The following is a 12,503-nucleotide window of genomic DNA, read 5'->3' as shown; positions in this document are numbered from 1 at the left end:
TATATGGTGGCTATACTAAGAATGTATGTTCTGTATATTTATCCTGTGCGGAAAGATTTAGTAGCTCGACAGGAAAAAGCAGATGGCTGTTCAGATAGACGACCTAGACCGGAAAATTCTCATACAGTTGCAGCAGGACGCGAGCCTGTCACTTGATGAAATTGCCGCAATAGTGGGCAGTTCCAAGACACCTGTGTGGAACCGGATTCGCAAAATGCGCAACGCGGGCGTCATTGGCACACAGACCGCGCGCCTTGACGCGGATGCCCTTGGTTTTGAGGCGTGCTTTTTTGTGTTGATCCGCACGTCCGAGCATGAAGCCGAATGGCAAGCTGCGTTTCTTAAGGCGCTCAAAGAGCGTCCCGAGGTGCAAGAAGCGCACAGGCTTGCAGGGGATATCGATTACATTTTGAAGGTCCGTGTTCAAAACGCGCGCGCCTACGATGCGTTCTATCAGGCACTTATCAGCGAAGTGCGCGTATTTAATGTCACGGCGCTTTTGAGCATGGAGGAAATCAAATCAACCAGCGCTCTGCCGCTGTGACTGTTGCGCAAAGCCACTTAGTCAGCACAGACAATTAGTTTGCTGAGCCCATGGAAATGATATGCCGGTTTATATTCTGGCCGCTCCGCGATGCGCAGCTTAGGGCACCGTTGAAACAAGGTCCCAAGCGCTATTTCCATTTCTAACCGCGCAAGCGGAGCACCGACGCAAAAATGAATGCCGCCTCCAAAAGATGTGTGCACTTTGCCTGACCGGTTTGGTTCAAAAACATGTGGGTCTTTGTAGACGTTCGGGTCGTGATTGGCGGCGCCTAACAGCAGTCCAACGGCATCGCCTTTCTTGAAGTCATGGCCAAAAACCTCAACGTCACATTTCGCCCATCTTTGGAACATGTGCAAAGGCGGATCAAACCGTAGGATTTCCTCCACGAGTGGGCCGATCGGAGTGCTTTCATTCGGAACATGTCCCGTTTCAAGACACGCCTTGATGCCATTCCCAAGCGAATGAACTGTTGCCTCGTGCCCTGCGTTTAACAGCAAAATACACGTGGTTATCATCTCGTCGGTTGAGAGTTTATCGCCGTCTTCTTCTGCTGCAATCAGTTCGGATATCAAATCATCTGCGGGCGTTGTGCGGCGCTCATTGATGTAGCTGCGCATGAACTCTGTGAATTCTGTTGCGGCTTGGGCCGCTTGCTCTTCGATTTCACGGGTCCGGCCTGCCACATACATGGCTACCATGGCGTGTGACCACCGCAAAAGTTGATCTGCCATGCTGTCGGGCACACCCAAAAGGCGGGCGATGACCAAAACGGGAATTGGGGTGGCGAAGTGTTCCAAGATGTCAAAATTGCCTTGCGGGAAAGCATCGATCTTTTGCGTTGCCAGTTGTTCGATCATCGGTGCCAGTGTTTTGATCCTGCGCGAGGTAAACCCATGCAGGACCAATTTACGCAGACGGGTATGGCGGGGTGGCTCCAGCTCCAACATCGAGTGGGCTTCCACAGCGTAAAACGCCTCGAGATAATCTGGTACGTCAAACTTGGGCCCCTCGCGGCCAAATTTTTTGTCGCGCAGCAACGCCGATACTGCCGCATGGCTACTGGCCACTGGCATATCAAACTCCTCCCAAAACACCAACTCACCCATCTGGCGGAGGCGGTCATAGAATGGGTAAGGGGCTGCGTTGAGGGCGGGGTCAGTAAGAGACTGCGAGATACGTTTCATTGCGATGACTAATCCCAAAGGGTCTGGCCATTGCAAGTACCATTTTCTAATGTCCTGAGAGATGAGCAGATTACTTTCCTCACGTTTGACTTTGCTGCTGGCGGTGCTGGCGCTGACGGCGGCCATTGGCGGGGCCGTCTATTTGCTTGGCTTGCGTCAGGGCATTGTCGATCTGTCCAAGCGCGGCACCTCTGATTTGTCTTTGGCGGCGGACCGTCTTACGACGCAGCTGCAACGCTACGGACAACTTGCGGTGCTTTTGACGGACCATCCTGCTGTACGCGCTACGTTTGAGGAACCCTTGCCGCGCAATGATCTGACGGGCCAAACCGCCGCCGAGGTGTTGCGCGCCACCGCTGATAAAACGGCCTCTGACAGTATTGCTGTGCTGGATCGCAACGGCACACCGATTTTGCGATCTGATGCTGAAGGTCTGGGTATTGAGCACGTTGAGCGGCCGTATTTCAAACGCGCGATGAGTGGTGCTTTGGGCAGCTATCATATGGTTGGTGACGATGGCCGGCGTTTGTTTTTATACGCAGCACCTGTTTTTTCAGCGCAGGGGCCGGTGCAGGGTGTCGTCTTGGTCGCCGCTGATATCGAAGTGATTGAACGGGACTGGCGCGGCGATACGGCGGCGGTATTTTTTACCGATGAGTTGGGCGTGGCGTTTGTGTCAAACCGGTCTGAGTTGGTGTTACGCCAGCTCGATGCGCGCGGGGGGCTGCGCAGTGGTACTGCGGAATATTCCCGTGACCGTTTGACGCCGTTTCCACAGATCAACATCGCAAAACTTGCAGGGCAGGAGGTCTGGGAGGTGCCGCTTGGCCCGTATATCCCCGAGCGCGCGCTTCACTTGGTGCAGCCCTTGCCGGTGATCGGACTGACCGGAGAGGCGTTGATTGATATTGCGCCGGTCATTCGGGTGGCGGGGCTACAAGCGGCTTTTGCTTGTGCGGTTGTTTTGTTGTCTGGCTTGGCGTTGGTGGCGTTGCAAGACCGCCGCCGCACGTTGGCCAAAGCGAATGCGGCCCTTGAAGACCGCGTGCACCGCCGTACTGCGGAATTACAGCGCGTAAACAGCAGCCTTCGCGCGCAAATCATGGAACGTGAAGAGGCAGAGTCTGCTTTGCGCCGCGCACAAGCGGACTTGGTCGAGGCGGGCAAGCTAAGTGCTTTGGGGCAGATGTCTGCGGGCATCAGTCATGAGCTAAATCAACCGTTGATGGCAATTGGCAGTTTCGCGGAAAACGGACAGGCGTTTTTGGCCAAGGGGGACGCGGAAACCGCCGCGCAAAACCTGAGCCGCATTGCGGAGTTGTCGCGCCGTGCGGGAAGGATCATTAAAAACCTTCGCGCTTTTGTCCGCAACGAATCCGAGCCGCTGTCAGATGTGGTCCTGCGCGACGTGTTGGATGCCGCGCTTGATCTATTGGGGCCGCGTATCACGACCGATGCCGTAGCGATTGAGATTGATGACGCCGTGCCATCGGCCAGTGTGCGTGCAGGCGACGTGCGGCTTGAACAGGTTTTTGTGAACCTGATCGGCAATGCGCTGGATGCGATGAGCGATCAGGCCGAACGCAAACTACACATTTCGATCAGTGTCCCCGAGCCGTCGTCCGACAGCATTAGCATTGCGTTTCATGACAGTGGCCCGGGTCTTGATGGGCCAGACCGAATATTTGAGCCTTTCTATACCACCAAAAAAGTTGGTGAGGCCCAAGGTATGGGGCTTGGTCTTTCGATTTCATATGGGTTAATTCAATCCTTCGGCGGGCAAATCAAAGGCAGCAACCATCCAGCGGGGGGCGCTGTTTTGACTGTCACTCTTCCACGGATTGAACAGGTTAAGGCTGCATGAACACCCCAGTTTTGATTATTGATGATGATGCTGACGTGCGGGACGCATTAGGCCAGACATTGGCCTTGCGCGATTTCGCACCGATCGCATGCAGCTCATTCGTAGCGGCTAAAGATCACATTGCGCGTGGCTTTGCGGGCATCATCGTGACGGATATCCGGATGCCCGGGCGTGATGGCTATCACGTTTTGGACTACACGCGCAGTATTGATCCTGACTTGCCCGTAATCTTGCTGACCGGTGAGGCCGATGTGCCCAAAGCCGTACAGGCTATTCAGCTTGGCGCGTTTGGCTTTTTGGAAAAACCCTGCGCGGCAGATATCCTTTGCGCGGAAGTCACAAGGGCGGTGGCGCACCGAACGGCTGCGTTGAATTTGCGCGCACACAGAGCAGCCCAAGAAGCCGGTGACGCAGCGGCGCGGATGTTGGCGGGGGCGTCGGCGCAATCGATGGCGATGCGTCATCAAGTGCGCCGCGTTGCAGCCACTAAAGGTGATGCGCTTATCACAGGTGAGTTGGGGGTCGGCACCTCGCGTGTAGCGGAAGTTATCCACTTGCTGGCTGCAGGGTCTGACGCGCCGTTTGTAAAGCGCGTCAGTGGCGGATTAAGTGAGGCAGATGCCCATAAAGCGATTGAGGCGGCAAAGGGAGGCAGCCTGTTTTTGGATGAAGTCTGGGCACTAAGCCATTCTACTCAGGCAATTTTTGCCGAAACCACGGCGCCGATGCGCTTGATTGTTGCCAGTTCGCGTGATCTGCGAGCCGAAGTGGCGGGCGGGCATTTCAACAGCGAGCTATTTTACCGCACCGAACTTCTGAGCGTGCATATTCCGCCGCTGCGGGAGCGCAAAGATGACATTCCGGTCCTGTTTCAGCACTATCTCGACCAAGCGTGTGAGCAAGGCGGTTTGGCACGTCCAGACGTGCCACCCCATGTGATTGCGCGCTTGATGGCCGATGACTGGGCAGGCAATGCGCGTGCACTTCAATCGGCAGCAATGCGCTATGCGCTTGGCGTCAGTGATCTGGCGGCGGGGGATGTGATGGGGCTGAGCGATCAGATGGCACAAGTTGAGCGATCTTTGTTGGATCAGGCGCTGCGGCGTCATGCTGGGCGCGCGGTTCATGTCGCAGAAACCCTGAAACTGCCCCGAAAAACTCTGTATGACAAATTAGCAAAACACGGGCTTAGGCCTGAGGATTACCGCACGGATTAGGCTGTGCGGATTCTCGCACGTGAGCGGTAACCGTTGTGCGAAATATCGCACAATGCTGCACGACGCACATCACATACATCCGTTAAGCTTTTGATAAATAAATATATATCTTATTTCATGTAGTGCGCTTGCGAGCCCTTTTGTTTGCCTTTCAACTATCGGTGATCGGTACGGCTTGGCCTGTGCTGTGACTTAAACGTTAAAGGTTCCAAGGGAGGATACCATGAAATTTCTTACTGCTGCTGCGACCGCTGTCGCGCTAAGCTTTAGTGCCACTGCTGGCCTTGCTGCATGTGACGACGGCGAGATCGTTATCAAGTTCAGCCACGTCACCAACACTGACAAACACCCCAAAGGTATCGCCGCGTCACTGCTTGAGCAGCGCGTCAACGACGAGATGAATGGCACAGCCTGCATGGAAGTGTTCCCATCCTCAACTCTCTACAACGATGATAAAGTTCTCGAAGCAATGCTTCAGGGTGATGTTCAGTTGGCCGCTCCGTCGCTGTCAAAGTTCGAGAAGTTCACAAAGCAATTCCGTATCTTTGATCTTCCGTTCATGTTCACAAACATCGAAGCAGTTGATGCGTTCCAAGGCTCGGCGACTGGCCAAGCGATGAAAGACAGCATGCAGCGTCGCGGTTTGCAGGGCCTTGCGTTCTGGCACAACGGCATGAAGCAAATGTCTGCCAACACACCATTGGTTCAGCCAACAGACGCGAACGGCCTGAAGTTCCGTGTTCAGTCATCTGACGTTTTGGTTGCACAGATGGAAGCAATCGGTGGCTCACCCCAGAAAATGGCGTTTTCTGAAGTATACGGCGCACTGCAGCAGGGCGTTGTAGACGGTCAAGAAAACACATGGTCAAACATCTTTGGCCGTAAGTTCTTCGAGGTACAGGACGGTATCACCGAAACCAACCACGGCATCATCGACTACCTCGTTGTGGCAAGTGTTGACTGGCTCGACAGCCTCGATGCAGACGTACGTGACCAATTCTTGACGATCCTCGAAGAAGTCACAGAAGCACGCAACAAAGAGTCGTTTGCAGTGAACCAATCTGCACGTCAGTCAATCATCGATGCCGGTGGCACCGTTCGTGAGCTGACTGCAGAGCAGCGTCAGGCATGGGTCGATGCGATGAAGCCAGTTTGGGCGCAATTCGCAGGTGACGTAGGCCAGGAAAACATCGACGCAGCACAGGCGATCAACGCAGGTCTGTAAGACGATCCCAAAGTGCCCCCGCCTGACGAGTGTCGGGCGGGGGCATTAATTTATCCCGACATCAATCTTGGTCGTCCGCAAACGGGCGCAGGATGTGTCGTGTATCAAGTCACAATTCAAAAGGGGGACGCGGCGTGTCTCAAGGCGCATCAAAGACGTCGGGCGGGTTCATTGATACATTGGAAGAAACGCTGATCGCGGCTCTGCTTGGAGCCATGACAGTTGTGACTTTTGCTAATGTGATCGCTCGTTTTGTATTCAATTCTAACATTTTGTGGGCGCTGGAGCTTACAGTGTTTCTGTTCGGTTGGCTGGTTTTGCTGGGCGCAAGCTATGCCGTAAAGAAAGGCGCACACCTTGGGGTGGACGCGTTGGTAAACATTTTGTCGCCAGCTGCGCGGCGGATCGTCGGGCTGATTGCGGCTGCTGCGTGTTTGCTCTTTTGCCTTTTGTTGCTGAAAGGCTGCTATGATTACTGGGCGGTGTTTGCGGATTTGCCACCAACTACTGGGCGCTGGTTCCCAACAGGGTTTGAGGAAAAGTTCCGTAGCCAGTCTTTTTACGAAGTCGACGATATTCCCATGATTGCGCCGTTCCGTTGGCTCGAAGGGGCAATCAATTACAACGAAGCCTATGAGAAGATCCCCAAAGCGATCCCGTATTTTGTACTGCCGTTGTCTGCGTCACTTTTGATGCTGCGGTTCGTACAAGTGACCTTGCGGATTTGGCAGGGCACAGAGGACCGTTTGGTTGCAAGCCACGAGCTTGATGAAGACGAAATCTCCGAAGCGGCCGAACGCGCCGATAAGCTAGAGGGCTAAATTATGGACGTCATTCTTCTATTTAGCATGGTCATCGGCCTGCTGATGATCGGTGTGCCAATTGCGGTGTCTCTCGGTCTGTCCTCCACGCTCTTTTTGCTGTGGTTCTCGGACACATCTTTGGCCTCTGTGGCGGGCACATTGTTCGAGGCGTTCGAAGGTCACTTCACGCTGTTGGCGATCCCGTTTTTCATCCTTGCCTCGTCATTCATGACCACAGGCGGCGTTGCGCGGCGGATCATTCGCTTCTCGATTGCGTGTGTGGGCCATTTGCCCGGCGGCTTAGCGATTGCGGGTGTTTTTGCGTGTATGCTTTTTGCAGCACTCTCAGGCTCGTCTCCGGCGACGGTTGTGGCCATTGGCTCTATCGTTATCGCGGGTATGCGTCAGGTGGGCTACACCAAGGAATTTGCGGCCGGTGTTATTTGTAACGCGGGCACGCTTGGTATCTTGATCCCACCATCCATCGTTATGGTTGTATATGCTGCAGCCGTTGAGGTCTCAGTAGGCCGGATGTTCCTTGCGGGGGTGATCCCGGGCTTGATGGCTGGCTTGATGTTGATGGTCACCATTTACGTGATGGCAAAGGTCAAAAACCTGCCCCAAGGTGAGTGGCAAGGCTGGGGCGAGGTGTTTACTGCGGCGCGTGAAGCGGGCTGGGGTTTGTTCCTGATCGTCATCATTTTGGGCGGTATCTACGGCGGTGTCTTTACGCCCACAGAAGCGGCGGCCGTTGCAGCGATCTACTCGTTCGTGATCGCTTGTTTTGTGTACCGTGACATGGGACCACTTGCGACAACGGGCCCTGAGGCGAACACATCTTTGTTCCGCAAACCATGGGCTTTGGTCACAGCGATGATCCACCCGGACACCAAGCAGACCTTGTTCGATGCAGGCAAGCTGACGGTTACGCTTTTGTTCGTGATTGCGAATGCGCTGATCTTGAAGCACGTGCTAACGGACGAACAAGTTCCGCAGACAATCGCGGGTGCTATGCTGGATGCGGGTTTTGGACCGGTGATGTTCTTGGTGATTGTGAACATCATCCTGCTTATCGGCGGTCAGTTCATGGAGCCATCAGGCTTGCTCGTCATTGTGGCACCACTGGTGTTTCCCATCGCGATCGAGTTGGGCATTGACCCTATCCACCTTGGGATCATCATGGTCGTCAACATGGAGATCGGGATGATTACACCACCTGTTGGTTTGAACCTCTTTGTGACCTCAGGTGTGGCCAAGATGCCGATGATGGCTGTGGTGCGCGCTGCTCTGCCATTCCTTGCAGTGTTGTTCGTGTTCTTGATCATGGTCACATATATTCCGGCAATTTCCACATTCCTGCCAAATGCAGTGATGGGGCCGGAGTTGATCATCAAATAGCGATCAATCTTTGTCGGCCATTGAAAAGGCCCGCTGAGTGTTTCAGCGGGCCTTTTTGTTTATGCGATTTTGCATGCAGAGCGTTGCTAACTAAGCTGATGCCTCAAGAGCTGCTACAATCGGTGCAAAGTCTGCAGCCGTCAGCGACGCGCCACCAACCAATGCCCCGTCCACATTTGATGTTGCGAATATCTCCGCGGCGTTGGCTGCTTTGACGGAGCCGCCGTAAAGAAGACGGATCGCACCGGCGGTCTGTGTCCCAAAGCGGTCTGTAAGCTCAGCGCGCATGAAGTCATGCACCTCAGCGATTTGGTCCAATGACGCGACTTTGCCAGTTCCGATGGCCCAGACTGGCTCATAGGCGATTACAAGGTTGGCGCCGGTTGCTTCTTCGGGCACTGATCCGGCCATTTGGGAGGCCAACACGGTGAGGGTCTGTCCTGTCTCGCGTTGCTCAAGTGTCTCGCCAATGCACACAATCGCCGTTAGCGAGGCGTCCCATGCCGCCAGTGTTTGACCCAGAACATCAGCATTTGTCTCGCCGTGGTCTGTGCGGCGCTCCGAATGGCCCGTGATGACATACTGCGCACCCGCATCGGCGATCATTTTTGCGCTTATGTCGCCGGTGTGCGCACCGGTTTGATTTGCGTGGCAGTATTGGCCACCTACCTCAAGCGCGCCTGTCGCAGCACGCTCTACCATCGGGGCCAAAAGGGTCGCAGGCGGGCACAAAACCATATCCACAGAAGGATCAGGATGAGCTTTCAAAAGGGCATCGACTTGCGCCAAATCCGCGCGCGTCCCGTTCATTTTCCAATTACCTGCGGCCAATTTACGTCTCATGTCGCACCCTTCTTACATCGTCGTTAAACCATACGAACGGGTGTGGCCTGTGCGCCGCGTTGCGTCAAGCGCCGCTTGGATGTAGCAACGCAAACAGACAGAAGTGAGTAGCGTGATGATCCCCAAAATTGATGCCCAAGCATTGTTCGCCGCAGATAAAGAGGCGCTTGATGCAGTGCGCAGAGCCGCTGAGACCACGGGATTTATGACGCTGCACAACACGGCCCTATCAGGTGCCGAGGTTGCTGCTGTAATTGAGAGCTATCGTCAATTCTTTAAGCTGTCGGAGGCTGCCAAAGAACCAGTTGATATGGCTCAAACCGGATCAAACCGGGGATGGGGGCGTGCCGGATCAGAGCAGGTCGATCCAAACGCCAATCCTGATTATAAACAGTTCTTTGATTGCGGTGTGTCTGTGCCAAGTGACCATCCTTGGGCGGACAAACAGTTTTATGCGCCCAACAAATGGCCCGAGCAGCCAGCGGGTTTAGAGGTTGCACATTTCAGGGCAGACGTTCTGGCGTATTTCACCAAGGCGCGTGCAATATCTATGGATTTGCTCAGCGCACTTGCACGAGCGATTGGCGAGCCTGCCTCCTTTTTTGAGGATAAGTTCGACACTCCGATGGCGCTTTTGCGGGGTAACTATTACCCCGAACGCCCCGCGTGGGCGGGGGCAAAGGACTTCGGGATCGCGACACACACGGATTATGGCTGCCTTACGTTCTTGGCGCTTGATGGCAGTCCTGGGCTTGAGGTGCGCCAGCGTGGTGGCGGGTGGATCCCTGTACGCGCAGAACCGGGCACGTTCGTGATTAACTTTGGTGAGATGTTTGAAATGTGGACAAACGGACGGGTGAAAGCCACACCTCATCGTGTTGTCGGTGGTACGAACGAGCGTATTTCTATTCCGCTGTTCTTTAATCCAAACTATGACACCAACGTCGCTCCCATTGGATCAGGGCAGGTCATCCTTGCGGGGGAGCATCTAAGCGCGCGCTATAACGAGACCTACGTGCACTTACAGCAAACTACTGCGCGCGGTTAAGCCTGTCCGGAGGGCGTATCAAGCCTTGCCCGCTAGGGTCTCATCAAACTTGATACTTTCACCGCATCCGCAGGCATCCACAACGTTGGGGTTGCGGAACTTAAAGCCAGCTTCAAGCAGGCTGACTTCATAGTCGATTTCGGTGCCAAAAAGGAACATCTGCGCCATAGGGGCGATCATGACGCGCGCGCCGTCGATCTCAACGACTTCATCCATTGCGTTGATCTCTTTGACGTATTCCATGGTGTATTCCATTCCTGCACAACCGCCTTTCTTGACGCCTACGCGCAGGCCCTCTGTGCCGTCCTTTGCCATGAGCTTCACAATGTGAGCCACCGCAGCGGGTGTCAAAGAGACAGGAGGTTTTCCAGGAATGCCAAACATCAAAGTTTTCCTAAGCTAATGAAGGTTACATAAAGCCCAGTTCAAGGCGCGCTTCGTCGGACATCATGTCCATGCCCCACTGTGGCTCCCAGATCAGATCGACCTGAACTTGTTTGATGCCAGCCAGCGGTTCAATGGCATCTGCAACCCATCCAGGCATTTCGCCAGCAACAGGGCAGCCTGGTGCGGTAAGAGACATCAAAACATTCACTTCGTTCTCATCGTTGATCTCAATCGTGTAAACAAGACCGAGGTCGTAGATGTTCACGGGGATCTCTGGATCGTACACGCTGCGGCACGCTTCGACGACATTGTCATACAAAGGGTGATCCGTGCTTGACGGTTTGATGAGGGGAGTACCTTCCATCGGGGGTGTCGCGTCGGTCATAGTGGTCCGTTCGTGCTGTCTGAGGTGATATCTTACGGTTTAGATAGGGATTTGCATCCATCACGTCTAGGGGCTGAGGGCAGGTTTTGCCGCACAAAGGCTGTGCGATGATACGGACGGTCGTGGATTAGCCCACAAAAAGCGGCGTCATGTTGATTTAACACAGTGCACCGCAGGCATCAGTCAGTCTTACGTTTGCGGATGGGGACAGGGCGGACCCGCTTTTCAATAGAGTCGTAGAGCAAGCTTGCGATATTCTTGCCAGTGGCTGTCTCAATGCCTTCAAGGCCAGGTGATGAGTTCACCTCAAGCACTTTTGGCCCATCGGATGAGCGCAGCAGATCAACACCCGCAATCCCCAAGCCAAAAGTACGTGCTGCGCGTACAGCAACATCGCGTTCTTGTTTGGTGATGCGCACCACTTTAGCAGAGCCACCGCGGTGCAGGTTTGAACGGAAATCTCCATCCGCACCGGTGCGTTTCATTGCGGCAACCACACGCCCACCGATGACAAGACACCGAATGTCCTCACCGGCAGCTTCTTTGACAAAGTCTTGTACCAGAAAACTGGCCTTTAGGCCGCGGAAGGCATCAATCACGGATTCAGCGGCTTTTTTGGTTTCAGCAAGTACGACTCCTTTGCCTTGGGTCGACTCAAGCAGCTTCACAATAAGCGGTGCGGTTCCCACAAGGCCAATAAGGTTGGAGGTGTCCTTGGGGGAGGCCGCAAAGGCAGTTGTGGGCATCCCAATACGGGCACGGGCCAGAAGTTGGTGCGCGTATAGCTTATCCCGCGAAGAGGCGATCCCCTCTGCGCCGTTTACGCAATAGGTCCCAAGTGTCTCAAACTGACGGGTAATCGCCGTGCCGTAACTTGTGATTGAGGCCCCAATACGCGGAATTACCACATCAAAGCGCGGCAGACGCTTGCCGTCGTAGTAAACCTCGGGCGAGGTGGCGTTGATGGCCATGTAGCAACGGGTGGTGTCGATGATCTCAACACCGTGGCCGCGTTTTTCACCTTCCTCCACCAAACGTCGGGTGGAGTAGTTATCTTCACGGGACAAAACAGCAATGCGCAGCGCGCGCTTGGGCGCTGCTTCGCGTACTCTGGCAGAGGCGTATACATCATACGACAGCTCTGGCTGACAAAACCTGTCTGAGGGCGCAACGGTCAACCTGTCCCCAAGGGCCTGACGACCCAGCAACATATGATAGGACATATTCGTGCGGTTGGTGAGCGTGACCTCGATTGGCCACATTTCATCACCCATTTTGACATTAGTCTCGATGACGTAGCGCATTTCGCTTTCACCATTCGAGGATGTGACCTCGCGTTGATCCACAATGTCAGCGGAACACGCAATAACCAGATCTGGCCGCGCAGGAATAGGTTGCACCATAAAGCGCACACGCGGGCGGGTTCGGCCAAATGGCTCTATATCGAAGGCATGCAGCGCGGATGTTTTTGCGCCTGTGTCTACTTTTGCTTTTAGCGCAGGAAGGCCCAATTCAGGTAGCGAGAGCCATTCTTCCCAGCCTACGCGGATTTGGGTGTAGTCGGTGTCGGTCATGCTTAGCGCGTCCTCATTACTCAATGTG

At 54.5% G+C, this 12,503-nt stretch carries 12 protein-coding genes; 7 read left to right on the top strand and 5 right to left on the bottom strand.

Features of this window, described 5'->3' with window-relative positions:
• Positions 1-82 precede the first annotated feature (82 nt).
• A complete protein-coding gene (locus tag OLX08_RS02995) occupies positions 83-544 on the top strand; it encodes an Lrp/AsnC family transcriptional regulator (protein WP_391482406.1) in 462 nt (153 codons plus the stop codon).
• Positions 545-561: 17 nt separating this feature from the next.
• Here OLX08_RS02995 and OLX08_RS02990 read toward each other — a convergent pair whose 3' ends face one another.
• Positions 562-1,731: a cytochrome P450 gene (locus OLX08_RS02990; RefSeq protein WP_391482405.1), complete on the bottom strand. Its 1,170-nt coding sequence runs from the start codon at positions 1,729-1,731 to the stop codon at positions 562-564.
• Positions 1,732-1,792: 61 nt separating this feature from the next.
• Here OLX08_RS02990 and OLX08_RS02985 point away from each other — a divergent pair, with 61 nt between their 5' ends.
• The 5 genes from OLX08_RS02985 (at position 1,793) to OLX08_RS02965 (ending at position 8,238) form a co-directional block, all read left to right on the top strand.
• Positions 1,793-3,595: a sensor histidine kinase gene (locus OLX08_RS02985; protein WP_391482404.1), complete on the top strand. Its 1,803-nt coding sequence runs from the start codon at positions 1,793-1,795 to the stop codon at positions 3,593-3,595.
• Positions 3,592-4,812, top strand: coding sequence for a sigma-54-dependent transcriptional regulator (locus OLX08_RS02980; protein ID WP_391482403.1), 1,221 nt, complete (start codon positions 3,592-3,594; stop codon positions 4,810-4,812). Before OLX08_RS02985 ends, OLX08_RS02980 begins: the two co-directional genes overlap by 4 nt.
• A gap of 223 nt (positions 4,813-5,035) precedes the next feature.
• Entirely contained in the window at positions 5,036-6,037 is a 1,002-nt protein-coding gene (locus tag OLX08_RS02975; protein ID WP_391482402.1) for a DctP family TRAP transporter solute-binding subunit, read from the top strand.
• A 134-nt stretch (positions 6,038-6,171) separates the two neighbouring features.
• A complete protein-coding gene (locus OLX08_RS02970) occupies positions 6,172-6,858 on the top strand; it encodes a TRAP transporter small permease (RefSeq protein ID WP_048598025.1) in 687 nt (228 codons plus the stop codon).
• Between the two features lie 3 nt (positions 6,859-6,861).
• Positions 6,862-8,238, top strand: a complete 1,377-nt coding sequence (locus OLX08_RS02965) for a TRAP transporter large permease (protein WP_048598027.1) — start codon at positions 6,862-6,864, stop codon at positions 8,236-8,238.
• Between the two features lie 90 nt (positions 8,239-8,328).
• Here the strand turns inward: OLX08_RS02965 and tpiA are convergent, their stop codons facing one another.
• Positions 8,329-9,081, bottom strand: a complete 753-nt coding sequence (gene tpiA / locus OLX08_RS02960; protein WP_391482400.1) for a triose-phosphate isomerase — start codon at positions 9,079-9,081, stop codon at positions 8,329-8,331.
• 115 nt (positions 9,082-9,196) lie between these two features.
• On the opposite strand from tpiA, the gene OLX08_RS02955 reads away from it, so the two are divergent.
• A complete protein-coding gene (locus tag OLX08_RS02955; protein ID WP_391482398.1) occupies positions 9,197-10,129 on the top strand; it encodes an isopenicillin N synthase family dioxygenase in 933 nt (310 codons plus the stop codon).
• Positions 10,130-10,147: 18 nt separating this feature from the next.
• Here OLX08_RS02955 and OLX08_RS02950 read toward each other — a convergent pair whose 3' ends face one another.
• The 3 genes from OLX08_RS02950 to rimK form a co-directional block, all read right to left on the bottom strand.
• The gene (locus OLX08_RS02950) at positions 10,148-10,513 is read right to left on the bottom strand and encodes a HesB/IscA family protein (RefSeq protein WP_048598033.1); all 366 of its coding nucleotides are present in this window, start codon (positions 10,511-10,513) and stop codon (positions 10,148-10,150) included.
• A 25-nt stretch (positions 10,514-10,538) separates the two neighbouring features.
• Entirely contained in the window at positions 10,539-10,901 is a 363-nt protein-coding gene (locus OLX08_RS02945) for an SUF system Fe-S cluster assembly protein (RefSeq protein ID WP_048598035.1), read from the bottom strand.
• Between the two features lie 179 nt (positions 10,902-11,080).
• Positions 11,081-12,475 (bottom strand): 30S ribosomal protein S6--L-glutamate ligase, encoded by a 1,395-nt coding sequence (gene rimK / locus OLX08_RS02940; RefSeq protein WP_391482396.1) that lies wholly within the window; start codon positions 12,473-12,475, stop codon positions 11,081-11,083.
• Positions 12,476-12,503 lie beyond the last annotated feature (28 nt).

Origin of the sequence: Nereida ignava (genome assembly GCF_047114695.1) — a bacterium.
Taxonomy (GTDB): domain Bacteria; phylum Pseudomonadota; class Alphaproteobacteria; order Rhodobacterales; family Rhodobacteraceae; genus Nereida; species Nereida ignava.
Note: the sequence above shows the minus strand (reverse complement) of the source record. Positions and strands in the feature narration are given on the sequence as shown.